Annotated in this window: 20 protein-coding genes and 1 pseudogene; 15 read left to right on the top strand and 6 right to left on the bottom strand. The window is 63.3% G+C overall.

The window, feature by feature from the left end:
• Position 1 precedes the first annotated feature (1 nt).
• The 8 genes from trbE to DK459_RS29280 are packed head-to-tail and all read left to right on the top strand — an operon-like array spanning position 2 to position 8,144.
• On the top strand, positions 2-2,449 hold the full coding sequence (gene trbE, locus DK459_RS29245) for a conjugal transfer protein TrbE (protein WP_070541736.1): 2,448 nt from the start codon (positions 2-4) through the stop codon (positions 2,447-2,449).
• A complete protein-coding gene (gene trbJ / locus DK459_RS29250; protein WP_070541739.1) occupies positions 2,446-3,183 on the top strand; it encodes a P-type conjugative transfer protein TrbJ in 738 nt (245 codons plus the stop codon). Before trbE ends, trbJ begins: the two co-directional genes overlap by 4 nt.
• A gap of 12 nt (positions 3,184-3,195) precedes the next feature.
• A complete protein-coding gene (locus tag DK459_RS29255) occupies positions 3,196-3,498 on the top strand; it encodes a hypothetical protein (RefSeq protein ID WP_070541742.1) in 303 nt (100 codons plus the stop codon).
• The gene (gene trbL, locus DK459_RS29260) at positions 3,495-4,889 is read left to right on the top strand and encodes a P-type conjugative transfer protein TrbL (protein WP_070541745.1); all 1,395 of its coding nucleotides are present in this window, start codon (positions 3,495-3,497) and stop codon (positions 4,887-4,889) included. Before DK459_RS29255 ends, trbL begins: the two co-directional genes overlap by 4 nt.
• 24 nt (positions 4,890-4,913) lie before the next feature.
• The gene (gene trbF / locus DK459_RS29265) at positions 4,914-5,618 is read left to right on the top strand and encodes a conjugal transfer protein TrbF (RefSeq protein WP_070541748.1); all 705 of its coding nucleotides are present in this window, start codon (positions 4,914-4,916) and stop codon (positions 5,616-5,618) included.
• Positions 5,615-6,619, top strand: a complete 1,005-nt coding sequence (gene trbG, locus DK459_RS29270; RefSeq protein ID WP_070541751.1) for a P-type conjugative transfer protein TrbG — start codon at positions 5,615-5,617, stop codon at positions 6,617-6,619. The genes trbF and trbG overlap by 4 nt, the downstream gene beginning before the upstream one ends.
• A 2-nt stretch (positions 6,620-6,621) precedes the next feature.
• Entirely contained in the window at positions 6,622-7,905 is a 1,284-nt protein-coding gene (locus tag DK459_RS29275; protein ID WP_070541754.1) for a TrbI/VirB10 family protein, read from the top strand.
• Entirely contained in the window at positions 7,902-8,144 is a 243-nt protein-coding gene (locus tag DK459_RS29280; protein WP_070541756.1) for a DUF2274 domain-containing protein, read from the top strand. The genes DK459_RS29275 and DK459_RS29280 overlap by 4 nt, the downstream gene beginning before the upstream one ends.
• A 310-nt stretch (positions 8,145-8,454) precedes the next feature.
• On the opposite strand, the gene DK459_RS29285 is transcribed toward DK459_RS29280, so the two are convergent.
• Positions 8,455-9,321 carry a LysR family transcriptional regulator gene (locus DK459_RS29285; RefSeq protein ID WP_233256875.1) on the bottom strand — a complete coding sequence of 289 codons (867 nt, stop codon included), beginning with the start codon at positions 9,319-9,321 and terminating at the stop codon, positions 8,455-8,457.
• 769 nt (positions 9,322-10,090) lie between these two features.
• Between DK459_RS29285 and DK459_RS29295 the strand changes: the two genes are divergently transcribed.
• Together DK459_RS29295 and DK459_RS29300 are read left to right on the top strand one after the other, a co-directional pair.
• Positions 10,091-10,702, top strand: coding sequence for a glutathione S-transferase family protein (locus DK459_RS29295; protein WP_070541765.1), 612 nt, complete (start codon positions 10,091-10,093; stop codon positions 10,700-10,702).
• Positions 10,703-10,742: 40 nt separating this feature from the next.
• Positions 10,743-12,338 (top strand): GMC family oxidoreductase, encoded by a 1,596-nt coding sequence (locus DK459_RS29300; RefSeq protein ID WP_070541772.1) that lies wholly within the window; start codon positions 10,743-10,745, stop codon positions 12,336-12,338.
• 102 nt (positions 12,339-12,440) lie between these two features.
• Here the strand turns inward: DK459_RS29300 and DK459_RS31075 are convergent.
• Positions 12,441-13,318, bottom strand: a pseudogene (locus tag DK459_RS31075) (IS3 family transposase); the annotation flags it as partial.
• A 576-nt stretch (positions 13,319-13,894) separates the two neighbouring features.
• Here DK459_RS31075 and DK459_RS29310 point away from each other — a divergent pair.
• The 5 genes from DK459_RS29310 (at position 13,895) to DK459_RS29330 (ending at position 18,397) form a co-directional block, all read left to right on the top strand.
• Complete coding sequence (locus DK459_RS29310; protein WP_070541779.1) at positions 13,895-14,479, top strand: isochorismatase family protein; 585 nt, start codon at positions 13,895-13,897, stop codon at positions 14,477-14,479.
• A gap of 101 nt (positions 14,480-14,580) precedes the next feature.
• Positions 14,581-15,795: an HlyD family efflux transporter periplasmic adaptor subunit gene (locus DK459_RS29315; protein ID WP_070541781.1), complete on the top strand. Its 1,215-nt coding sequence runs from the start codon at positions 14,581-14,583 to the stop codon at positions 15,793-15,795.
• Positions 15,796-15,808: 13 nt separating this feature from the next.
• A complete protein-coding gene (locus DK459_RS29320) occupies positions 15,809-17,326 on the top strand; it encodes an MFS transporter (RefSeq protein WP_070541784.1) in 1,518 nt (505 codons plus the stop codon).
• 99 nt (positions 17,327-17,425) lie between these two features.
• Positions 17,426-18,013: an isochorismatase family protein gene (locus DK459_RS29325; RefSeq protein ID WP_070541787.1), complete on the top strand. Its 588-nt coding sequence runs from the start codon at positions 17,426-17,428 to the stop codon at positions 18,011-18,013.
• A 33-nt stretch (positions 18,014-18,046) separates the two neighbouring features.
• Positions 18,047-18,397, top strand: coding sequence for a DoxX family protein (locus DK459_RS29330; RefSeq protein WP_070541790.1), 351 nt, complete (start codon positions 18,047-18,049; stop codon positions 18,395-18,397).
• Between the two features lie 846 nt (positions 18,398-19,243).
• Here DK459_RS29330 and phoU read toward each other — a convergent pair.
• The 4 genes from phoU to DK459_RS29350 all read right to left on the bottom strand — a co-directional run bounded on the left by phoU (position 19,244) and on the right by DK459_RS29350 (position 24,086).
• Positions 19,244-19,969, bottom strand: coding sequence for a phosphate signaling complex protein PhoU (gene phoU / locus DK459_RS29335; RefSeq protein ID WP_006384047.1), 726 nt, complete (start codon positions 19,967-19,969; stop codon positions 19,244-19,246).
• A 151-nt stretch (positions 19,970-20,120) separates the two neighbouring features.
• Positions 20,121-20,801 carry a ribose-5-phosphate isomerase RpiA gene (gene rpiA, locus DK459_RS29340; protein WP_024068305.1) on the bottom strand — a complete coding sequence of 227 codons (681 nt, stop codon included), beginning with the start codon at positions 20,799-20,801 and terminating at the stop codon, positions 20,121-20,123.
• 36 nt (positions 20,802-20,837) lie between these two features.
• A complete protein-coding gene (locus DK459_RS29345; RefSeq protein ID WP_054440561.1) occupies positions 20,838-22,502 on the bottom strand; it encodes an isovaleryl-CoA dehydrogenase in 1,665 nt (554 codons plus the stop codon).
• A gap of 54 nt (positions 22,503-22,556) precedes the next feature.
• A complete protein-coding gene (locus DK459_RS29350; RefSeq protein WP_070541250.1) occupies positions 22,557-24,086 on the bottom strand; it encodes an amidase in 1,530 nt (509 codons plus the stop codon).
• Positions 24,087-24,269 lie beyond the last annotated feature (183 nt).

Here is a 24,269-nt window from a genome sequence, read left to right on the forward strand (position 1 = left end):
CATGCTGAACCTTGCCGAATACCGCCAGCGCCCGGCCTTGCTCGCCGACTGGCTTCCGTGGGCCGGGCTGATCGCGCCGGGCATCGTCTTGAACAAAGACGGCAGTTTCCAGCGCACGGCGCGCTTTCGCGGGCCTGATCTGGACAGCGCCACGCAAGGCGAGTTGATCGCCACATCGGCGCGGCTCAACAACGCGCTGCGCCGTCTGGGTTCGGGCTGGGCCTTGTTCATCGAAGCCGAGCGCCGGTCGGCGGCGGACTACCCACACTCCGACTTTCCCGAGCCGCTGTCGTGGCTGGTCGATGAGGAACGCCGTGCCGCCTTCGAGGAATCGGGCCACCACTTCGAGAGCGGCTATCACCTGACGCTGGCTTACCTGCCGCCGGAGGAATCGCGCGCCCGCGCGGCCAAGTTGCTCTATGAGAACTCGACGGGCGACGGCGTGGACTGGCGCGGCCGGCTCGATGCCTTCGTGGCGGAAACCGATCGTGTCTTCGACCTGCTCGATGGCGTGATGCCCGAAATCGCCTGGCTCGATGACGCCCAGACGCTGACCTACCTGCACGCCACGGTGTCCACGCGGCGCTATCCGGTGGGCGTGCCGGAGGTGCCGTTCCATATCGACGCGCTACTGGCCGACTCCGCGCTGGTCGGCGGCCTGGCACCGATGCTGGGCGACCAGCACCTGCGCGTGGTGTCGGTGCGGGGCTTTCCGACCTCGACCTGGCCGGGTCTGTTGGACGACCTCAACCGCCTGGGCTTCGCCTACCGCTGGAGCACGCGCTTTCTCTGCCTGGACAAAGCCGAAGCAGAAAAGGAACTCGGCCGCCTGCGCCGCCAGTGGTTCGCCAAGCGCAAGAACGTCATCGCGCTGTTGCGCGAAACGATCTTCCAGCAGGAAAGCCCGCTGGTCGATACCGACGCCAACAACAAGGCGGCCGACGCCGATGCCGCCTTGCAGGAACTGGGCAGTGATCAGGTGGCCTTCGGTCACTTCACTGCCACGGTGACGGTGCTCGATGCCGATCCGGCCGCGGCCGACGAGAAGCTGCGCATGGTGGAGCGCGTCATCCAGGGCCGGGGGTTCGTCACCATCCCCGAAACCCTCAATGCGGTCGATGCCTGGCTGTCGTCCATCCCCGGCAATGCCTACGCCAACGTGCGCCAGCCCATCGTCTCGACGCTGAACCTGGCGCACATGATGCCGCTGTCCGCCGTATGGGCCGGGCCGGAGAAGAACGACCACCTGGACGGCCCACCGCTGATCGTCACCCGCACCGATGGCGCCACGCCGTTTCGCTTGGTGACGCACATCGGCGACGTGGGGCACACGCTGGTCGCCGGCCCGACCGGCATGGGCAAGTCGGTGTTGCTTGCCATTCTGGTGCAGCAATTCCGCCGCTATCGCGGCTCGCGCGTGTTCGCCTTCGATATGGGCGGCTCGATGCGCGCCACCATCCTGGGCCTGGGCGGTGAGCACTACGACTTGGGTGCCGACGGTGGCATTGCCTTCCAGCCGCTCGCGCGGATCGACCGGGAAAGCTATCGCTCCTGGGCGGGGGAATGGGTGGAAGGCCGCCTGCTGCACGAAGGCGTGACGGTCGGCCCGGACGAGAAGGCGGCCATCTGGTCGGCGCTGGGCAGCCTGGCCGGTGCGCCGGTGGAGCAACGCACGCTCACCGGCCTTTCCGTGCTGCTGCAATCGAACGCGCTACGGCAGGCACTTGCGCCCTATGTGCTCGGTGGCGCGCACGGCAAGCTGCTGGACGCGGACACCGATCGTCTCGGCTTCGGTGACGTGCAGGGCTTCGAGATGGAAGAACTGATGCACAGCCCCGCCGCCGTGCAAGCGGTGCTGCGCTACCTGTTCGCCCGCTTCGATGAACGTTTCGACGGTGCGCCCACGCTGCTGATTCTCGATGAGGCGTGGCTGTTCCTCGATGAGCCGTCTTTTGCCGCTCGCATTCGCCAATGGTTGAAGACGCTGCGCAAGAAAAACGTGTCGGTGATCTTCGCCACGCAGTCGCTCGCCGACATCAAGGATTCGAGCATTGCGCCAGCGATTATCGAGAGCTGCCCGAGTCGGATTTTCTTGCCCAACCCGCAGGCGACCGAACCGCAGATTCGCACGATCTACGAGGGCTTCGGCCTCAACAGCCGGCAGATCGAAATCGTCGCCACCGCCCAGCCCAAGCGCGACTACTACTACCAATCGCGTCTCGGCAATCGCCTGTTCGACCTCGACCTGGGGCCGGCCGCGCTCGCCTTCGCGGGCGCTTCCACACCGCAAGACCAACGCGACATGGATCGCGTTCTGGCGCAGGCCGGCGCTCCCGGCTTCGCCGGTGCGTGGCTGCGCCATCGCGGCCTCGATTGGGCCGCCGACCTGCTGCCGTCCTCACCGGCGGCTTCTTTCCTCGCTTCTCAACCGCTGGAGGTTTCTCCATGAAGACCCGTGCTCTTTCCGTATCCCTGGCCGCCGTGCTGTCGGTGACGCTGCTGACCGCGCAGCCCGCATCGGCGCTCACGTTCATCGACCCCGCCAACCTTGTGCAGAACACGCTGACAGCAATCCGCACGATGGAGCAGATCAACAACCAGATCAATCAACTGCAAAACGAGGCGCAGATGTTGATAAACCAGGCCCGCAATCTGGCGAGCCTCGATTTCAATATCGTTAACCGGCTGCGCTCCACGCTCGCCACCACCGAACGCCTGATCGCCGAGGCGCAGGGACTGGCCTACGACGTGCAGAGCATGGATGCCACGTTTGCCCGTCTGTACCCGGAGCAGTACGCCGCGACCATCAGCGGCGACCGCATGGCGCAGGACGCCCGCGAACGCTGGAAGAATACGCTCGATGGCTTGCATACCGCGATGCGGATGCAGGCGCAGGTGTCGCAGAACCTGGCCCAAGACGAAGGCGCGCTGGCCGATCTGGTTAGCCAGAGCCAATCTGCCACCGGCGCCTTGCAGGCGCAGCAGGCAACCAACCAGCTTCTGGCCTTGCAGGCCAAGCAGTCCATCCAGTCCCAGCAGCTCCAGATCACGCAAGACCGCGCCGCGTCGCTGGAACTAGCGCGGCAGGCGGCGGCCACCGAGCGCGCCCGCGAAGTGCGGCGGCGCTTCCTCGGCAGCGGCACGCCGTACACGCCGCAGTCTGTCAATTTCTACAACAACTGACGGGAGACGGCCATGCGATGCGCTCCCGTCTTGCCGGTTTCGCTGCTGGCCCTGCTGCTGACCGCGTGCGGCCAGCAGTCGGTTGAGAACCTGGCCGACGCTTTGACAGTCGATCCCGTGCGGCTCAAGCCGTTGCGTGCGCAGTGCGCGGCCGACCGGCAGTGCGTGGGTGACGACGACTGCCGCGCCGCCGCCGACGCCTTCCGGCGGCGCTTCTTCTCCGGCCAGGCCGGGCCGGATGAATACCGGACGCTGGCCGAGCTGCCGCCGATTCCGGCGAGCTTCGATGAACTCATTGGAGAGGACACGCCATGAACGACGTGACCATCATCGACCGCTTCCTCGATACCTTCTCGCGCTACATCGACTCCGGGTTCGGCTTGCTGCAAGGCGAAGTGGCGTTCCTGACGGCCACGCTGATCGTCATCGACATGACCATCGCCGGCCTGTATTGGGCGATGAGCCACGCCACCGGCCAGGGCGAGGACGTGATCGCCAAGCTGCTGCGCAAGGTGCTCTACGTCGGTGCCTTCGCCTACATCATCGGCAACTTCAACTGGCTAGCGGGCATCGTGTTCCGCTCGTTCGCCGGGCTGGGCCTGACGGCCACCGGCTCGGCCATGACGATGGAGAACTTCCTGCAACCGGGGCGGCTGGCCAAGACCGGCATCGACGCGGGCGCACCGATTCTGGAGCAGATCGGCGACATGGCGGGCTTCCCCGAAGTCTTTGTGAACATCGACCCCGTCGTAGTGATGTTCCTCGCCTGGCTCACCGTCATCCTGTGTTTCTTCGTGCTGGCGATCCAGCTTTTCATCACGCTGATCGAGTTCAAGCTGACCACGCTCGCGGGCTTCGTGCTGGTGCCGTTCGCGCTTTGGAACAAGACCTCGTTTCTCGCCGAAAAGGTTCTCGGCAATGTGGTGTCGTCGGGCATCAAGGTCTTGGTGCTGGCCGTCATCGTCGGCATCGGCTCGGGCCTGTTCGCGGAGTTTCAGGTTCATCCCGCCGAACCCTCCATCGACCACGCCCTTGTCGTGATGCTGGCCTCGCTCGCGCTGCTGGCGCTGGGCATCTATGGGCCGGGCATCGCCACCGGCCTGGTGTCCGGTGCGCCGCAGCTCGGCGCCGGCGCGATGGCCGGTGCTGCCATTGGCGCCGCCGGTACGGCCGTTGCCATCGGTGCTGCCGCGACCGGCGTGGGCGGTGCGGTCATGGCTGGAGCACGCATGGCACCGGCGGCCGCCAAGCTGGCCGGCGCCGGTGCGCGTGCCGCCACCTCGGCGGCCGGTAGCGCACGCTCGGCGTTCCAGGCCGGTTCCGCCGCTGCGGGCGGCGGCGCCAAGGGCGCGATGGCCGGCTTGGGCAATGTCGCCAAGACCGGTGCGCAGGCTGCCGGGCGCAGCGCCGCATCCGGAGCTTCCGGTGCCGCGCAGAAGATGACCGGCGCCTTCCGTGCTGGATGGAACGGCACAGAGGCCGGAGGCGGCGGGGCGTCGGGTGCGACTGGCTCCGGCCAAGCGGCCGCAGGCGAAGCCGCATCCGACGCCGCCAGCTCGCAGAAGCACGAGCAACCCGCATGGGCGAAGCGGATGCACCGCCGCCAGCAGATCACCCATGCCGCGACCACTGCCGCCCACACGCTGCGCGGGGGCGATGGTGGCGGCTCCGGGCAAGGCCCGAGCCTGCGTAGCTCCGACGACTAAAGCGATTCACAAGGAGAACTGACCATGCGATTCAAACGACAGCAGGTGCGCTATGCCGATACGCCGCAGCCTGCCACTCCATATCAAGCCGCCGCCCAGGTGTGGGACGAGCGTATCGGCTCGGCGCGCGTACAGGCGAAGAACTGGCGGCTGATGGCCTTCGGCTGCCTGGTGCTGGCCTTGCTGATGGCCGGTGGCTTGGTGTGGCGCTCGGCGCAGTCCATCGTGACCCCCTACGTGATCGAAGTCGATCAATCCGGCCAAGTGCGCACCGTCGGTGAGGCCGCCACGCCGTATCGGCCTGCCGATGCGCAGATCGCGCATCACCTGGCGCGCTTCGTGACGCTTGTGCGCTCGCTGTCCATCGACCCCATCGTGGTGCGGCAGAACTGGCTCGATGCCTACGACTACACCACCGACAAGGGCGCGGCCGTGCTCAACGACTACGCGAGCAAGAACGATCCGTTCGCCCGCGTCGGCCGCGAATCGGTGACGGTGCAGATCACCAGCGTCACGCGCGCCAGCGATGCCTCGTTCAACGTCCGTTGGACGGAACAGCGGTTCGTCAATGGCGCACCCGCTGGCACCGAGCGCTGGAACGCCGTGGTGTCGATCGTCCTGCAAACCCCGCGCACCGAACAGCGCCTGCGCAAGAACCCGCTGGGTATCTACGTCAACGGCCTGTCGTGGAGCCGCGAACTGGATTCTTCCGAAGGAGCCAAACCATGAACGTGCCTTTCCGCTTTTACGCTTTGGCATTGACGCTCGCGGCTACCACGTCGTCATTGCTGGGCTGCGCCTCGCAGGGCAAGCCGCCGCCGACCATCTCGCTCGATGAGCCGGTGCAGGCGCAGCCGCTACCCGAACCGCCCAAGCCGGTGGAAGTCGTCGCCGTGCCCGAGCCGCTGGCGCTGCCGGCGCAGTTGAAGCCGCTACCGGAGCTGGACGAGGCAGCGACCGTGCCGGAGCCGACCGACGAGAAGGTGCGCGTCTCGCGCGCCAATGCAGAAGCGCGCATCGCGCCGACCCGAGAGGGCTACGTCAACGCGATTCAGGTGTGGCCGTATAGCGACGGCGCGTTGTATCAAGTCTATGCCGCGCCGGGGCGCGTCACCGTGGTTTCGCTCCAGCCCGGCGAGGAACTGGTGACGGTCGCCGCTGGCGATACCGTGCGCTGGATCGTCGGTGACACGTCCAGCGGCAGCGGCGAGGCGCTGCGCGTCAATGTGCTGGTCAAGCCCACCCGCTCGGGCCTGAAAACCAATCTGGTCATCACCACCAGCCGGCGGACGTACCTGCTGGAACTGACCTCGACGGAAAAGGCTTGGATGGCCTCGGTGTCCTGGGACTACCCGAAAGACCGGATGCTGGCCTTGCAACGCCAGTCGCAGGCCGCACAGACAGCCGCACCGGTCGATACCGGCTTGGCGTTGGAGAAGATCCGCTTCCGCTACGCGATCAGCGGCAGCAATCCGCCGTGGAAGCCGCAGCGGGCCTTCGATGATGGCGAGAAGGTCTATATCCAGTTCCCGCCGGGTATCGCCCAAGGCGAACTGCCGCCGCTGTTCGTCATCGGCGCGCAGGGTGACGGCCAGCTCGTCAACTACCGCTTCCGTTCGCCGTACTACATCGTGGATCGACTCTTTGGTGCGGCCGAACTGCGCCTGGGTGGCGATGGTGGTGACGTGGTGCGGATCGAGCGCACTGACGGCGTGGCGCGGAGGAACTGACCATGAGCCAGGACGACACTCCCGATCTCACCGCGCCGCAGGCGGCGGGCAAGATCGCACCCGAAGCGGTGGCGCTGCGCGCCCAGCCGCGCCCGGTCACGCGCTTGAACCGGCGCACGCTGGCCATCCTCGCTGGCGTCCTGTCGGTCGCCGTGCTCGGCGCGCTGATGTGGTCGCTGCAACCGCAGCGGCGGGGCGCTGGCGAGCAGACCGAGCTTTACAACGTCGATCGCGTCTCCAAGTCCGAAGGGCTGGATGCGTTGCCAGCGGACTACTCCAAACTGCCGCCGGCCTTGCCGCCCAAGGTGCCCGAGCTGGGGCCGCCGCTGCCGGGCGATCTCGGCCCGGCCATCGTGAAGACGCAGCAGCCGGTGACGGCCGCCTATGCGGCCCCCGGCCACGACCCGAACGATGCCCTGCGCAAGGAAGCCGAAGCGGCTGCGGGTTCATCGGTGTTCTTTCGCTCTGGCACGCAGAAGGCCGCGCCGGTGGCGCAGTCGCAGGCCGGCGCCGCGCCGGGCTTCGCCGCCAATGCGGCGTTCGACCCGATGGCGGCCGGGCCAGCCTCGACGGCAGCGCAGCCTGCCGACCCGACGGCGGTACAGAACCGGCAAGACCAGAAAGAGGCGTTCCAGAAAGCCGGTACCACGGAAACCCGTAATTCCGGCAATCTGACCCTGCCGGCTTCGCCGTATCAGGTGATGGCCGGGACGGTGATCGCCGGTGCGCTGGTGACGGGCATCAAGTCGGATTTGCCGGGCGATGTGATCGCCACGGTGACGGAGCCGGTCTATGACACGGCCACCGGGCGCTTTCTGCTGATCCCGCAGGGTTCACGCATCCTGGGCCGCTACAACAGCCAGGTCAGCTACGGACAAAGCCGCGTGCAGGTGGTGTGGAACCGGATCATCCTGCCCGACACGTCTTCGCTCACGCTCGACAACCTGGTCGGAGCCGACCCGGCCGGCTATGCCGGGCTGGAAGACGACGTGGACTACCACTGGGGCCGCATCTTCGCTGGCGCAGCGTTGACCACGTTGCTGGGCGTCGGAGCCGAGTTGGCCGCGCCCGAGAACCGCCAGGATGGCGACCGCATCATCATCGCCGGGCGCGACAGCGCGCAGGACAGCATCAATCAGGTCGGGCAGGAGATGACCCGGCGCAACATGAACATCCAGCCGACGCTGACCGAGCGGCCGGGCCTGCCGGTTCGCATCATCGCCAACCGGGATCTGGTGCTGCGGCCCTACCAGCCGTTGTTCTTCAACAAGGGGACTTCACGATGACGACGCGCAAGCTGCGGCTCGGGCCGCTCCCGAAAACCGAATCCACGAAGTTAACCTTCGCCTGCCCAGCCAGCCTGAAAGCCGACCTCGACCACTACGCCGCGCTGCACGCGCAGGCGTATGGCGAGGCCGTCGATGCCGTGACGCTGATCCCGCACATGCTTGAGGCGTTCATCGCGGGCGATCGGGGATTTAGGAAGGGAGGGGCGAGCAAGGTGCCACCGCCGAAGCCGAGTTGACGATGCGGACACATCCACCATCCGCCCTCTCAAAGCGAAATCGATCAACTGCCCTTGCTTTGCCATCGCCAACTCCTATTTGATGGCAACATCGCAGCAATCTTCAGGCCGATTAATTTCGTCTACACCCTCTAAGACGCATCTCGAATCCGTGCGTGATGTGCCGCATGAACACTAAATAAGATCCTCAGTCGAGGAAGACGTGTCTGAACCGCTCCGAGACAATTCAGAAAATACTTTTCGATGAACCTTACTGATCGATCAGCATCGTTGCTCCACAACATCGAAGTGCGGCGAAACTTGCGGCGACCTATGTTGCGTAGGTCAGTTGCTCTTTCAGGTACTCAATGAAGCGCTGAGTCTTCGCTGGCAGCAGACGGGTCTCGGTGATCGCATGCACAGCAATGGGAATGGGGCGCCATTCGGGTAAAACTGGCTGCAGGCTATGGCTATCTTCGGCCATTGCCATCAGCGCGCCTTCCTTTGCAAGCATGGCGATCCCGAGCCCTTCCATCGCCAGGCGCTGCATCATGCCGACGTTGTTGAGGCGAAACCTGCCGTCTACAGGAACCTCGCGCACCACCGCGTCTTGTCGAAGCGTCCAACTCAACTCGTTGGGGAACAGCAGACACTGATGCTGGGACAGGTCGTCCGGCACCTTCGGTTCGCCGTGGACGTCGAGATAGTCTTGCGACGCATAGAGTAAACGCGGTACCTCCGCGATCTTGCGCCCGATAAGGTGTGAATCGGGCAACTGGCCCATCCGAATTGCCACGTCGAACGGCTCAGCGACGAGGTCGACCCGGCGCGGTGTCAAGTCGAACTCAAATTGGATGCTAGGGTAGCGGCGGCCGAACTCCGGCAGGCAACGCGCCAGGAACATGATGGCGAAGTCCACGGGCAGCGAGACCCGCAGCACGCCCTGCGGCTGCGAGACGATTTCGCCAAGTTGTTCGTGCGCCAGCCGCGCTTCCTCGACGATCCGCTGGCTGCGCTCGAAATAGATCTGGCCCGCTTCCGTGAGCTCGATCTGGCGTGTGGAGCGATGTAGCAGGCGCAGACCGATGGCCCGTTCCAGTGCGAGGATCCGGCGCGAGAGGGTAGAACTCGGCATACCGAGCGCCTGGGCGGCGCGACGAAAACTCATAGCACGCGCCACCTCGACAAACAAGCTCATGTCTCTCAGATGATCTGCTTGCATTGATCAAAAAATGGCATTCTCAATCCATTTTTTCCATGTGTTTTTTTATATATACGACAAATATGGTCTGGTGGATAGTGGTACCGTGAAACGGCGGACGCAGTGTGCACCGCCGCGAATCAAGGAGAGCCCAATGGCAGAGGAACGCGCTACCTGGCGCAACGCCGCCGTCCTGCTCATCGGCCATAAGGTCGACACGATGATCTGGGTGCAATCGATGCCCTTGGAGGAGATGAAGCGCAACATATTTATGCTGGCCAGAACCTCAAGGATTGTGGGGCCGCCTGTGGTCCTGCATCGAGCATGGAAGGCCGTGCCCAGGGGGCGCTGTTGGGCGAACTCGAAGAGATCCTGCTTGACGAATCCCAATCCCGCATCCGGCGGGCAGGCATCGTCAACGCCATGCATGACGAGAGGTTCGCCGCAGCAGTCCAGAAGACAGGCCGCAAGACCCTCATCATCCGGGCATCACGAACGACGTCTGCTCGGTGTACCCCGTGTTGGCTCTGCTCGAACAAGGCTACGAAGTATTGGTCGTCGCCGATGCTGGCGGTTCACCGGATAAGACAGCCAACGATCTGTCATTGAACGCGAGGACGCCACGCTGTTGGGCACCAACCAACTGCTGGCCGATTTGGTGGGCGACTGGTCGACGCCGGAAGGCAGCCAGATCGTAAAGTCATGGATCAGGCCCTGCGGGCCTCACAAGCCTAGATGCAGGCACGGACATCTGGAGAACGACCTCATGAAGCTCTATTACGCACCCGGCACTTGTGCCGTCGCTTGCTGGATCGCTCTGAAATGGGCAGGCGCAGACTTCGAGGTCGAGAGAGCCGACTACGCCTCGGAGACGTTCCGGCGCGTCAACCCGCTGGCCATGGTGCCGGCGCTGGACATCGGTGGCACCCGCGCCATGACCCAGGCCGATGCGATCCTGGCGTACATCGCGGAACTCCATCCACACGCGCGACTCGGCCCAGACGACAATGCGCCGGGCCGCTTCGAGTTTGGCGAGACCATGGCCTTCTTGACCGGCGATTTCCACCCCGCGTTCTGGCCCTTCTTCACGCCCGAGCGCTTCACGACCGACCACTCGCAGCAGGCGCTAGACCACGTCCGCGCTGCATCGCACGACCGCATCGACCGCGTAATGCAGCACCTCGACCGCCTGATCGGTCCGGGTAGCCATGTCTATCGTGACCGCCGCAGCGCTGCGGACGCGTACGCCTACGTCATGGCTCGGTGGACCGGTAAGCTGCAGAAAACGTGGAAAGACTATCCGGGCATCGCCCGCCTCTGCACCCAAATGGAGCAGGATCCCACCGTGCAAGAAGTGCTGCACCGCTCGGCTGCATGAGTTGATTTAGAAAAGAAATCGGATAATCAGGGGTAAATAAATGAACTCCGAAAAATATGACGTCGTGATCGTTGGCGCGGGTGCGGCGGGATGTACCGTGGCGGCCTATATTGCCGAAAACTCATCTGCGTCCATTGCTCTCTTGGAAGCTGGAGGGATGGATACCGATCCCTTGATCCATATTCCTGCCGGTTTCGCCAAAATACTGGCGTATGACCTCCACGTCTGGAAATATGAAACGATCCCGTTGTTCGGAACTCGGCGTCATTATCGCATGGGTAAAGTTCTAGGTGGCGGTTCGTCGATCAACGCCATGGCCTACGTGCGCGGGCAGGCACGTGATTACGATGCGTGGCAAATTGCTGTTGGCGACACGGGAAGTTGGTCATACAAGGACCTGCTGCCCCATTTCATCGCACAGGAAGACAACAAAGATATTCATAACGAATATCATGGCGACGATGGTGGATTGAAAGTCCAGATCCCGAGAAGAATAAATGCACTTAACCAGTACTGCGTCGATGCATTTCTGGAGTATGGTCTTCCCTATAATCCTGATTATAATGGGAAATCCCAGATCGGGGTTTGTCCCGTTCAAGCGACAATCAATACAAATGTTCGTTGCAGTGCGGTCGATGCTTTTTTGCGTAATCATATAAAATCTGGCCGCATTAGCCTACTGACCCATAAGACGATTACTAGAGTGCTTGTCGAAAACGGACGGGCGCTGGGAGTGGAGTTTTTTTCCGGGGATTCCGTGAAAAAAATTCTTTCGGATCGTGTCATTCTCAGTGCGGGCGCGGTTCAGTCCCCGAAAATCTTGATGCACTCTGGGATCGGCGCCGCTGAACAGCTCAAGCAACATGGAATCGAAGTGAAGGTGGATTCACCGGATGTGGGTGAGCATCTCCATGATCATTCAACCTTCCCGGTGCGCGCCTATGTCAAAGGGGCGCTGGGCTATCAGGCCGCCGCTCATGGGTTCGGTGCGATCAAGGTAGGGCTGCGCTATCTGGTCACCAGGGAAGGACCGGCCGCCGGCAACGGCATCGAGACTGTGTCGTATTGGAATCCTGCTGATTTCACTGCGCCGCCTACGATCCAGTGTTATCACACGCCAGTCATTGCCCACGGCGGGCTCGTTCCCACCGGCAATCGTTCTGGTATCACCTTGGAACTAGTTTTGCTTCAGCCGCGCAGTCGTGGCTGGGTACGGTTGGCTGACGGCGATCCAATGTCCATGCCTCTTATCAATCCGAATTATCTGGCGGATAGCCAAGATATCCAGGAGGTCGTTCAGGCGATCCGCGCGACGCGTGAAGTCATGAAACAGAAGGCGCTGGCCGGCGTCGTCGAGGAAGAGGCTGACCCCGGTATTGAGAACCAGACCGACGCACAATTGGCCAAATGGGCAAAAGGCATCACCGGCACCATGTGGCATCCCGTCGGTACGTGCCGCATGGGAGGCGACGACCGTGCTGTAGTTGATGCGCGTTTGCGCGTCAGGGGCGTGGATAATCTTCGGGTGATCGACGCGTCCATCATGCCCAGAATCATCAGCGGCAATACCAACGCGCCGACAATGGCCTTGGCCAGACACGGTGCAGCGATGTTCGTTGCCGACGAGCTCAAATGAGTGCCACGTTGGCATACGCCCTTGATGGCGCTTGCATTGCGAACGTCGCTGGATTCTTGTTCGATCAGCCATCGAGCAGTTGAAAATCGTAGGAATGACAGCGGCCTTCCTGCTCATGGACATCGTGATGCCCAGATCGGCTGTCAACGCCCGGTACTGCCCACTCGCATACTGCGGCCCGCGATCACTATTTACCAGCAACGCCTTGGTTGGCTTGCGCTGCCACCACGCCGATTTCAAGGCTGTGCACACCTGGGTGGCATCAATGGCCTCGGACATCGACCAGTCCACGATGCGCCGGCCAGCCAGGTGCATCACCGCCGCCACGTACAACCAGCCCTCACCTGTGGGCATGTACGTGATGTCCGCTGCCCGGGCCTGATCGGGTTGCCAGCCATCGAAGCGTCGATCCAGCAGACTGGGAGCCACCGGCAGTCGGTACGCAGAGTCGGTGGTACCACGAAGGGCCTTCTGTACACCGGCCGCAGGCCTTGGCACAAACTCTTGCGAACCCGCTCTGCACTGACGATCTGACCGTCTTGCCGCAGGTTCTGCGCGATTCGCGCACGTCCGTAGCTTAGACGACTCGCTTGGTCGCGGCGCGACACGGCCAGCACGCGGCACGGCCGGCTGACGGTGTACTGATCGCGATGCTCGTCGATCCAGCCGTGCTTCATCGCACCCTCTGGCGAAGTGCGTCGTCGCTTTTCGCAGGATTTCTACATCCAGCTTCGCTTCGGCCAGTTCCCTGCGCAGGCGGCTGTTCTCAGCCTCCAACTCGCTGACAAGGCGGAGCGCAGGTACAACTGCGCTAGCCCCATCACTCAATGCGCTGCCGCGCCTACACCAGTTGCCCAACGTCACCACCGGCACGCCCAGGCGGCGTGCTGCTTCGTGGCCACCCGCCGGGCTCCAAGCCTGACGGCTTCGCCCTTAAATTAATCTGTGTACTGCCTCTTAGGCAGCCTGCCATTTTTCATCCCGATTCTCCGTGCCATGGAAGTTATCAACTTCTTGCTGTACGTGAAATCGAGACAGGGTCATAAACCAACTCGAATTTCATTTCACACCTTAACAAGGTGTCTTTGAAACCGGCGCAGCCCAGGCCTGGCCTTGCTGGAGCCGCAACTGGAAGACTGGCTCTTCGTCCGGGAAACCGACGAACGATCATCGATGCCTTTGCCCTTTTGCTATGCCGTTCCATGGATCCGCTGGCCCAATGCGAGCTACCGGAAAAGCTGCAGAGCTTTCCACACATCCATGCGATGAAGGAGTGTCTGAAAGACGACCCTACCGTGAGCAAAGTCCAGGCCGCAGAAGAGTCGCGGGACTCGTATCCCTCACTTCCGATTGCTCCATGAATGGAATACTTAAATCCCTTCTGGAATATTTACACAACTGGTGCTTCTGGTGATCATGAGCTGCTTCCTCTTCAGAGGGAGGTTTCTTTCCGGGAACAAGAGATCGCCAATAGAAGTCGAGTTGAACGCAAGGCTGTTACACATCTTTACCGCGAAAGAGCTTCAACTGGACGCCAACACTTAGGGAAATATGCAATGAGTACTGAATTGTTCAAAGCAAGCGATGTCGCGATGCTCTTGATTGACCATCAGGTTGGGACTATGGGTTGGGTGAAGTCGATCCCCTTTGACGCACTCAAGCGCAATGCGATTCTGCTGGCCAAGACGGCCAAGACGCTGAAGATTCCGACCATACTGACAAGCAGTATGGAAGATCACGCACAAGGGCCGTTGCTGGCGGAACTGGAGACGATCTTGCCGAAGGAGTTCGCCAGTCGGGTCCAGCGCGCGGGCATCGTCAATGCCATGGAGGACGAGCGCTTCTCCAAGGCTGTTTTCGGCACAGAGCGCCGGAAATTCATTGTGGCCGGTGTCACGAACGATGTGTGTACGGTCTATCCAGTGCTAACTTTGGTTCGTGCCGGGTATGAAGTTCAAGTGGTTGCGGATGCTGGCGGCTCGCCGAGTCAATTGGCCGACGAGATGGCGCTGCGCCGCATGGACAAGGCCGGTGCCACGTTGACCAGCACGAACCAATTGATCGCGGAATTGGTGGGTAGTTGGGCCACCAAGGAAGGCGCCGAAATTGCCGTCGCTCTTCAGGGGGCACTGGACAATTGATCCCCCTCCAGTGGCTGCTAGTTCGTGCGCGCGAACAGTTGTTCGAGGCCATTTTCTGTAGAAATCGGCCTCGAAGGTCGTGTGCCTGATGGAGGCGTTTCATGAGCGCGGATAGCCCTATTTCCGCTCCGTCTCTCGACACAAAGAACACCATCCCGAAGGAAAACACAGGCATGTTTGGTGGCTTTCGCCACCGAGCAATGCTCGTCGTCCTTCTGCTTTTGATGGTAGTAGGTCTGACCTTTTTTTTGATGGCTGCGGACTCGGAATCGACCGATGACGCGTACGTCAACGGCAATATCATCCAAGTCACGGCCCAGATCAGTGGGACGGTTATCGGGATTGGTGCCGACAACACGGATCATGTGACGGCCGGGATGGAGTTGGTCCGACTCAATCCTGTGGACGAGGAGATTCAGCTCGAACGTGCCAAGGTGGCCTTGGCTAAGGCCACGCGTAATGCGCGCTCCCAGTTCCTGCAGGTCGAGCAGCAAAAGGCGGAAGTTTCACAGAAGATGACCGATGCGGCCAAGTCCAATGCGGATCTGGCGCGACGGGAAAAACTAGTGCTCCACGGGGCCGTCTCGAAGGAAGAATTCAACCACGCCGGTCGCTCCTCCCAAGCTGCAAACGCTGCTGTGGACTCCGCACGCTACCTGTTGGCTCAACGCGTCGCAATGATCGATGGCACGGAGGTACGGACGCACCAAGATGTGCTGGCTGCAGCCGCTGATCTGCGCGATGCATATGTCGCGCGCGTGCGTACATCGATCCTGGCACCGATCGACGGCACAGTTGCCAAGCGCACAGTACAGGTGGGCCAGCGCATCAGTGCGGGAACGGCGCTGATGTCCATTGTTCCACTGAAAATCCTATGGGTGGATGCCAACTTCAAGGAGTCTCAACTGCAGAACATTCGTATCGGACAGCCGGTGGCATTGACTGCCGACGTCTATGGACCAAAGGTCACCTATCATGGCAAGGTGCTCGGCCTGGAGGCTGGCACTGGCAGCGCCTTTTCACTGCTGCCGGCCCAAAATGCGACCGGCAATTGGATCAAGGTCACGCAACGCGTTCCAGTTAGGATCGTATTAGATGCGGCGGAAGTGGCCGAGCGTCCCTTACGCCTGGGACTGTCGATGCGAGCAACCGTCGACACCAGCGATCGTTCCGGCCTGGCCATCCGCCAGGGAGTTTCCCCTGGTTCTGGCTATGAAACCACGGTTTTCGGGCAGGAACTCAAGGATGCCAACGTGCTTGTGGAGTCGGTGATCCGGGCCAACGAAGGCAGCGCTGGCGCCGTCGTGCGGCGATAGGCACAAAATCGCCATGCGCCGCCACGCTGTCCTGTTGTCAATCGTCGCCTTGATGTGTGGGCTGCAGTTCCTAGAAGTGGGCATGGTCGCGTTTGCATCGACGCCGATACGCGGCGAAATCCAGGCAAGCCCGGAGGAGTACAGCGTAGTGACCATGCTGTACGCGACCGTTGCCGTGCTCGCCATCTCGCAGGTGCACCGATTTACCCAACGATTCGGGTGGCGGCTCTATCTGATGGGAACCATCGCCGTCTATATCGCCGGTGCTGGGTTATGCATCGCAAGCAGGGACTTGTATTCCTTTGCTGCAGGCCGGATGGTGATGGCAGCGGGCGGTGCGACTTTCTTTACTAGCGGTCGTGTTCTGGTCAACCTCATTCCATTTGGGAAGGAGCGTGTGATCGGCATTACCGTCTTTGCGATCGCAGTCTCTACGGGCACTGCAGCGGCACCTTTCGCCGCCTCGTTGGCAGTGACGCACGACCAATGGAAGGCGATCTTCTGGGGACTTTTGATCATCGCAGGCATTGTTGCACTGCTGGTGGTGCTCGGGTTTCCGGCTTCTGCCGGGCCTCGAGCGCAATGGACTGGCGGAAACTCCGCTGCCATTTTCTTCCTGGGTGTCGCCGCATTCTTACTGCTCTACACCATCCAGAGATCGAACTACGTCTTCTATAGTGCAAGGGGAATCGTCCTTACGACTTTCCTGCTGGCTCTTACATTTCTCTCACTCTACCTGTGGTATGAACGGCGACAACAGCGGCCGCTGTTGAGCGTGCGCAAGCTCGTTGGTGCACGTTACTTCGCGGGTATGGCGCTCTTCTGTTTCTCCTTTCTCCTGATTGGTGCCAACAGCTACGTCCTGCCACAGTTTCTTCAGACGGGGCTGGGCTACCCCTGGGAAGCTATCGGTTTGGTGCAGTCCGTCAGCCTGTGCTTCGCCATTGTGACGATCGTGGCGGCAATGGCAGTCCGGTCGAAATATCCATCGCCCAAGAAGTATTTTGTCGCAGGCTTTCTGGCATTGGCCGTCTTTGGCTGGCTGTTTTCCTCCATTGCGCCGGGGGCCGATTTGTGGACGCATATTTTCCCGGCCCTGGCCTTGAGCGGGTGCTTCACCTCTCTCGTAATGTCCACCGTCGCTATGGAGGCCTTTCGCGAGTTTGGTGACGACGATGCACTATTCATGCAGGCTCAGCAGGTCAAAAACATGGCGAGCCAAGTTTTCATCGCCGCTGGGATCAGCATTGCGACGCTGACCCTGCAATGGCGCAACAGTGTGCAGTACGGCAACCTCAATGTTCGGCTAAGCAACGGTGATCCTGTCTTCCAGGCACAAACGCAGCAGCTCACCCAGTACTTTTCCACTTTTCAGGACGGCATCGCAGCTCAGGGGATGGCATTTGCACAACAGGCGAGCCAACTCAGCCAACAGGCATCCATTCTTGCAGGGATTGAGTATTACTGGGGGCTGGCGCTGGTTGCTGCACTGGCGTTGCTGTTTTCGGCAATTCAGCGTGTATTCCGCTAGGTTCGACAGTGTCGACGCTGTTCAAAGGAGGCAGAACACTAACCTCACCATCTGGCGATTGGGTAATTACCTCACCCTCCACTCAAATCGGAGATTGCAATGAACGAGAAATTCCGCGCACAAGACGTTACGATGCTGCTCATCGACCATCAGGTTGGAACGATGGGCTGGGTCAAATCGCTTCCCTTCGAGGAAATGAAGCTTAACGCCATGCTCATGGCAAAAACTGCAAGTGTTCTCAAGATACCCACTGTGTTGACCTCGAGCATGGAAGATCGTGCTCAAGGCCCGCTACTTCCTGAACTCCAGGAAATTCTTCCCGCCGAGTTCGCCGCTAGGATCCAGCGCAAGGGCGTGATCGATGCCATGGAGGACGAGAATTTCGCGAACGCGGTTATGGCCACGCGCCGTCGCAAGTTTATCGTCGCTGGGGTCACCAATGACGTATGTACGGTACATCCCACGCTGACCTTGTTGCGTCTGGGGTATGACGTACAGGTTGTTGCCGATGCGGGCGGCTCGCCGTCAAAGCTGGCCGACGACATGGCGCTTCTGCGGATGTACAAGGCCGGCGCAACGCTGACTGGCGCGATGCAAGCGCTGACTGAGCTCGTTGGAACATGGGCAAGTCCTGAAGGGATTGAGTTGGCGCGTGAGACAGCGAAACTGCGGGAGCTGCGGCGTTAGCCGCGACTTGCTGCGGCCTACAGAGAGAGAATTATGGGCTACGACGAATTGGGACACTGGTTGCTGGGTGGCTATTTTGTGAGCAGCGGCATCCTTCATTTCCTTTCCTTCTCCGAGGTGTCGCAAAAGATGGCGGCGAGAGGCGTGCCTGCTGCTGGCTTCTTCTTGATGCTGGCCTCTGCATTTCAGATTCTGATGGGACTGGCGTTCATTCTCCGATTCCATTCTTTCTGGGCCGCGATGGGGTTGATTGCGTTTATCGTGGCCGCATCTTTCCTGATGCTGAACTTCTGGAGTATGAAAGAGAAGGCCCGGGAGGACGCAATCAGCAGTTGGCTGGTAAATTTGGCGATCATCGGCGGTCTGCTGGGCACGGGGGTATAACGCCGGCTACTTCCATGGCGCTATTGCCGATAATCGGCAATAGCGCCTTCCACTCGCCGAGATAGGTCTGGGCTTTCGTCCATCGGCTGCTTTTTTGGGTATCCCAGCGCGATGAGTCCGTTGCCAGGAAATCACTCGCCCAGGCTGTAGGCGCTCCAACGATTCCTGGCTCCGAGCAACCGCCGCATTTCAGTCGGGACGTTATAAGTTCTGTTGGATTGCCTGGCAACTAAGGCGAAGTTGTTGGCAGCGATCTCCCTGGAGCACGTCACATCGCCTCCGGGTGGCTAGATATCCGGGAACTAAGGTTTCCCCACGTTTTCATGGCATCAGCGCCATCTGATCGGATGCGATCCAGCCATCTGGAGACGGGCTTGAGCGGCCATCGTCAGATCAGCGCTCTGCGACCGATTCGTACGGTCGAATAGAGCTTGCGTGTGCTGCAGTGGGACGAGAGCCAGTGCGCAACGCCGGTGGCCTCGCAGTCCAGGCCTGCGAGCCAGTTGATGGAGGACGGTGGCCGCGATTGGGCTATGCTGACGAAGCAAGCCCACCGTCTGCTGGCAATCGCCCCCGATGCAGCACGCTCCGGCTTTATACCGCGACGCTCTTATGTGGCTCCTAGCCCTCAACGCCGCAGCCCCGCAAAGCGGCCAAAGTAGAGCTAATCCCGCGTCCCATATAGACTTCCAGCCATCCGGCCGGTTTCACGAAGCGCTTGACACCGGCCCTTTTTTGCCGCCGGGCCGCCCCAAGGCAAAAACGCCCCCTCGGGGGCAGCGACCCGCGAGCGGCGGAGCGTGGGGGCTTTTTCCGGCAGGACGGGCGGCGCGGCCGCCGCGGCGATCAGTCGTCCTGCCCGGGGGTATCCTCTTCGCCGCGCGCCAGGCGCTCGGTGTTCTTGACGCCGGTGTGGCGCACGTCCGCGCCCTTGACCATGTAGATCACGCGCTCGGACATGTTCTTGGCATGGTCGCCGATGCGTTCGAGGGCGCGGGCGATGAAGATCATGTCGATGGCGCGCGAGATGGTGCGCGGGTCTTCGATCATGTAGGTGATCAGGTGGCGCAACGCGCCCTTCCATTCCTTGTCCACTTCCTTGTCGCTGCGCACCACGGCAGCGGCCAGGATGGGGTCGAGGCGGGCGAAGGCGTCCAGCGCCTGGTGCAGCATGGTGCGCACGTTGGCGGCCATGTGGCGCAGTTCGATCACCGGGATGTGGCGGACTTCGGACTCGTGGATGCGGCGGGCCACGGTGGCCACCTTCTCGGCCTCGTCGCCGGAGCGCTCCATGTCCGTCAGCATCTTGGACACGGCCATCAGCATGCGCAGGTCGATCGCGGTGGGCTGGTGGCGGGCGAGGATGCGGCTGATGCTTTCGTCGATCTCCACTTCGTGGCGATTGACTTCTTTCTCGCGCTCGCGCACTTTCTCAACCAGCGTCAGATCGCCGCTGGCCAGCGCATCGATGGCCTCCTGGATCATGGCTTCGACCACGCCGCCCATTTGCAAGAATTGCGAACGGACGCTTTCCAGGTCAGCGTCGAACTGCTTGTTTGTATGCTCCGTCATCCGGGCTCCCTGCGTGGTTGATCTCATTGCATTGCCCCGATAAGAAAGCGTTTCGTGTGTGGGCCTGCACAACCCGCAAGGTTATGACCCAAGTGTGACAGGATTATGAATCGCGGCCGGACCGCCCGCAAGGGCGGTCGGCCATGCCCACTCAGGCGCGGCGGTCCAGGCGGCGGATGCCGTTCTGCGTGGCCAGCAGCGCCACGTCGGCGCCGGCGATCGCGAACAGGCCGCAGGTGACCACGCCGGGCAGATTGTTGACGCGGGCTTCCAGGCCGGGCGCATCGGTGATCGACAGGCCGGCCACGTCCAGGATGATGTTGCCGTTGTCGGTCACGAAGCCCTCGCGCAGGCGCGGCTGGCCGCCCATGGCCGTCATGGCGCGGGCCACCGACTCGCGCGCCATCGGAATGACTTCGATCGGCAGCGGGAACTTGCCCATGACCTCGACCAGCTTGGACTCGTCGACGATGCAGACGAAGCGGTCGGCCACCGAGGCGACGATCTTCTCGCGCGTCTGCGCGCCGCCGCCGCCCTTGATCATGTGCAGGTTGGCGTCGATCTCGTCGGCGCCATCGACGTAGATCGGCATCGACGTGACGTCGTTCAGGTCCAGCACTTTCAGGCCATGGCCGGCCAGCCGCGCGGCGCTGCGCTCGGAGCTGGCGACCGTGCCGCCGATCCGACCCTTGAAACGCGCCAGGCCGTCGATGAAGAGATCGGCCGTGGAGCCGGTGCCGACGCCGATGATGACGTCGGGGCCGGCGACCTGTTCAACGAGTTCCAGGGCGGCGTCGGCGGCTTGCTGCTTGAGTTCTTGCTGGGAGAGCATGGCGATGCGGAATAAAGGTGGTTGAAGCCGGGAAATTTAGCATGCGGCCGCCGCCGGCCAGGCCCGCGCCAGGATCGTCCCGACGTCCAGGCCCCCCGCCAGCTCGCCGAACACTCCGCCCACACCCGCCAGGCGGCTGCCGACGAACCCCTGCGCCACCGGCCCCGGCGCGTGCCGGATCAGCAGCGCCGCCTGCCACAGGCACGCCAGGCCGCAGGCGATGCGCCTGGCCTGGAACTCCGCCTGCGCCGGGTCCGCCAACAGGGCGCGCCACCGCGCCAGCGCGGCATCGAACTCGCGGTACTGGCCGAGGGCCGGGGCGAACTCGCCTTCCAGCGCGGGCAGCGCCTCGGGCTCGCGCTGCAAGGCACGCAGCACATCCAGCGCCATGACATTGCCGGACCCTTCCCAGATGGAATTGACCGGCGTTTCGCGATACAGCCGCGGCATCGGTCCCTCTTCGACGTAACCGTTGCCGCCCCATGCCTCCATGCATTCGGCCACCGCCGCGATCGCGCGCTTGCAGACCCACAGCTTGGCGGCGGGCGTGCCGACCCGCGCCAGCGCGCGCGCGCCGGCGTCGCCACGCTCGTCCACCGCGCGCGCCAGGCGCAGCGCCAGCGCCTGGGCGGCCTCCGACTCCAGCGCGAGGTCGCCCAGCACATTGCGCATCAGCGGCTGCGCCAGCAACGGCTTGCCGAAAGCCTGGCGGTGGCAGGCATGGTGCAGCGACTGCACCAGGGCCTGGCGCAGCAACGCGGCGCTGCCCAGCACGCAATCGAGGCGGGTGGTGGCGGCCATCTCCAGCAGCACCGCCAGGCCGCGCCCAGGTTCGCCGACCATGACGCCCCACGCGTCCTCGAACTCGACCTCGGCGCTGGCATTGCTGTGATTGCCCAGCTTGTCCTTCAGGCGCCGGATGCGGACCGCGTTGCGCGGGCCTTCCGGAATCCAGCGCGGCACCAGAAAGCAGCCAAGGCCCTCGTCGGTCTGCGCCAGCACCAGATGGGCGTCGGCCTGCGGCACCGAGAAGAACCATTTGTGGCCCACCAGCAAATAGGCGCAACCGCGCCCGATCGCGCCCAGCGGCGCGGCGCGTGTCGTGACCGCGCGCAGGTCGGAACCGCCCTGCTTCTCGGTCAGGCCCATGCCGATCAGCGCGCCGCGCTTGCCGGCCAGCGGCGCGTCGGCGCCGTCGAATTCGCGCGAATAGAGCGCGGGCAGCCAATCGCCGGTGTAGTCGATCACGCCCGCCGGCTCGCGTTGCAGCAGAGGCACGGCGGCAAAGGTCATGGTGGTGGGACACAGCGTGCCGGCCTCGACCTGGCCTTGCATCAGGTAGGCCGCCGCCCGCGCCACCTGCGCCCCCGGCACCGGCTGGGCCCAGGCGCGGCTGTGCAGGCCGCGCGCCACGATGCCGCTCATCAACAATTGCCAGGCGGGATGGAAATCGACATGGTCGATGCGATGGCCGGTCCGGTCATAGGCCTGCAGCCGCGGCGGATAGCGGTTGGCGTCGACGCCGGCGGCCAGGGTCTGGGCGCGGCCGAGCCAGGCCCCATGCGCGCCGAGGTCGCCGAGCCAGGCGCCAGCGCCCTCGCGGACCGCCGCCTCGCGCAACGCCGGGTCGGTCTCGAACAGCGAATAGTCTTCCAGGGGCGGGACCTGGTTGAGTACGGTATGGGTCACGAACGACGGCATGCTGGCTCCTCTTCGTTGATGCGCCGTGCTTGCCGGCGCGCCCCGCCCGGCGGCCTATCTGGCGATGGGCGCCACCCGCTGCCAGGGCCGCAGGGCCTCGACCTGGGCGGCCAGTTCCAGCAGCCAGGCCTCGCTGCCCAGCGGGCCCATGACCTGGATGCCGATCGGCAGGCCGTCGGCCGACAGGCCGAACGGAATGGAAATGGCGGGCATGCCCGTCAGGTTGGCCAACGGCGCGAACGGCGAATAGCCGATCACGCCCTTCTTGCCCAGGCGATAGGCCAGGTAATCGGCGTTGTCCATCGCATAGAGGCCGATGGGCGCCGGCAGTTGCGCCAACACCGGCGACAGGAACAGGTCGTGGCCCTGCGTGCCCTCGCGATGCAGGAAGCGGCCGATGCGGCGCGTGATCTCGTGGCAGGTATCGACGCAAGCCACGTACTGCGCGCCGGAAATCGCGCGGGCGTACTCGCGCGCGCCCAGCGTGGTCGGCTGCAATTCGTCTGCGGCAAGACGACGATTGCGCGCGCCGACGAAGCTGTCGATGGCATTGGCGGCGGCGCTGGCGATCAGCGGCAGCATCGGCGACAGCACTTCCTCGGAACCCACCGGCGGCGCGGCCACCACCAGTTCGTGGCCCAGGCCGGCGAACAGGCGCGCGGCCTCGTCGACCGCCGCCGCGACCTCGGGATGGATCGCTTCGCCTTCGTAGGTGGTGTTGATATAGGCAATGCGGCGGCGCGGCGATGAGCGCGGATCCGCCGACACCCGCGCCACGATGTCGCGATAGGATTCGCCTGGCCTGGCCGGCGCCGCATACGGCGCGCCGACGTCGGCGCCGGCGCTGATATCCAGCGCCGCCGCGCAATCGCGCACCGACAGCGTCATCATGTGTTCTGTCGCCAGGCCGCCCCAGCCCTCGCCCTTGAGCGGCCCCAGCGGCATCATGCCGCGCGACGGCTTCAGGCCCAGCACGCCGCAACACGAGGCCGGAATGCGGATCGAGCCGCCGCCGTCGCTGCCATGGGCGATGCGCACCATGCCGCTGGCCAGCGCCGCCCCTGCCCCGCCACTGGAACCGCCGGCGCTGTGGCCGGCCTTCCAGGGGTTCTGGGTCGGCGCGCCGTAGACCGGCGATTCGCTGGTGGGGCTCAGGCCCAGTTCGGCGCTGGTGCTGCGGCCGAAAGGGATCAGGCCGGCGCGGCGATAGCGCTTGACGATTTCAGCGTCGACATTCCATTCAACCTGGCCATACAGCACCGAGCCCATGGCGCTGGGCAACCCCAGCGCGGCGGTGCCCAGGTCCTTGAGCAAGGTCGGCACGCCCAGGAACGGACGCTCGCGCAGCAGCGCCAGCCGCTGCTCGGCCGTCAGCGTCGCCAGCTCATCGTCCAGCGCGCGGGCCAGGTCCAGGCCCAGCTCGGCCTGCACGCCGCACGCCGCGTTGATCGACGGATTGCGCGCCGCCACCCGTTCCACCGCCTGCTGCATCGCGGCCTGCGCCGTGGTGGCCCCCTGGGCGATCTCGGCGCCCAGCGCCATCGCGTCGAAGGAAGAGGAATCAACTCGGTCAGCCGTGCCCATGCTTACGATGCTCCAGATATCGACGGCGGAATGCCGCAAGTATGAGGATATCGGCAGAGCGCCCGGGTCACAAGCTCGGCCCCGGAGGGCGCCACGCCGGGCCGCGGGGGGGAAACGGCGCCCGGGCGATGGCCGCTGATGGCGGCGCGGCGACGCAGGCGCGTAAGGCCGGCAGCCGGGCGC

The sequence above is a fragment of the Achromobacter sp. RW408 genome (assembly GCF_003184165.1).
Classification (GTDB): domain Bacteria; phylum Pseudomonadota; class Gammaproteobacteria; order Burkholderiales; family Burkholderiaceae_B; genus Achromobacter; species Achromobacter xylosoxidans.

Coding starts and splice junctions, on each gene's coding strand:
- trbJ (WP_070541739.1), top strand. CDS start 2,446: ATGAAGACCCGTGCTCTTTCCGTATCCCTGGCCGCCGTGCTGTCGGTG.
- DK459_RS29345 (WP_054440561.1), bottom strand. CDS start 22,502: ATGCCGTCGTTCGTGACCCATACCGTACTCAACCAGGTCCCGCCCCTG.
- DK459_RS29285 (WP_233256875.1), bottom strand. CDS start 9,321: ATGAGCTTGTTTGTCGAGGTGGCGCGTGCTATGAGTTTTCGTCGCGCC.
- trbE (WP_070541736.1), top strand. CDS start 2: ATGCTGAACCTTGCCGAATACCGCCAGCGCCCGGCCTTGCTCGCCGAC.
- rpiA (WP_024068305.1), bottom strand. CDS start 20,801: ATGCTCTCCCAGCAAGAACTCAAGCAGCAAGCCGCCGACGCCGCCCTG.
- trbG (WP_070541751.1), top strand. CDS start 5,615: ATGAACGTGCCTTTCCGCTTTTACGCTTTGGCATTGACGCTCGCGGCT.
- DK459_RS29320 (WP_070541784.1), top strand. CDS start 15,809: ATGCGCCGCCACGCTGTCCTGTTGTCAATCGTCGCCTTGATGTGTGGG.
- DK459_RS29310 (WP_070541779.1), top strand. CDS start 13,895: ATGAGTACTGAATTGTTCAAAGCAAGCGATGTCGCGATGCTCTTGATT.
- trbF (WP_070541748.1), top strand. CDS start 4,914: ATGCGATTCAAACGACAGCAGGTGCGCTATGCCGATACGCCGCAGCCT.
- DK459_RS29280 (WP_070541756.1), top strand. CDS start 7,902: ATGACGACGCGCAAGCTGCGGCTCGGGCCGCTCCCGAAAACCGAATCC.
- DK459_RS29255 (WP_070541742.1), top strand. CDS start 3,196: ATGCGATGCGCTCCCGTCTTGCCGGTTTCGCTGCTGGCCCTGCTGCTG.
- phoU (WP_006384047.1), bottom strand. CDS start 19,969: ATGACGGAGCATACAAACAAGCAGTTCGACGCTGACCTGGAAAGCGTC.
- DK459_RS29295 (WP_070541765.1), top strand. CDS start 10,091: ATGAAGCTCTATTACGCACCCGGCACTTGTGCCGTCGCTTGCTGGATC.
- DK459_RS29275 (WP_070541754.1), top strand. CDS start 6,622: ATGAGCCAGGACGACACTCCCGATCTCACCGCGCCGCAGGCGGCGGGC.
- DK459_RS29330 (WP_070541790.1), top strand. CDS start 18,047: ATGGGCTACGACGAATTGGGACACTGGTTGCTGGGTGGCTATTTTGTG.
- trbL (WP_070541745.1), top strand. CDS start 3,495: ATGAACGACGTGACCATCATCGACCGCTTCCTCGATACCTTCTCGCGC.
- DK459_RS29315 (WP_070541781.1), top strand. CDS start 14,581: ATGAGCGCGGATAGCCCTATTTCCGCTCCGTCTCTCGACACAAAGAAC.
- DK459_RS29350 (WP_070541250.1), bottom strand. CDS start 24,086: ATGGGCACGGCTGACCGAGTTGATTCCTCTTCCTTCGACGCGATGGCG.
- DK459_RS29300 (WP_070541772.1), top strand. CDS start 10,743: ATGAACTCCGAAAAATATGACGTCGTGATCGTTGGCGCGGGTGCGGCG.
- DK459_RS29325 (WP_070541787.1), top strand. CDS start 17,426: ATGAACGAGAAATTCCGCGCACAAGACGTTACGATGCTGCTCATCGAC.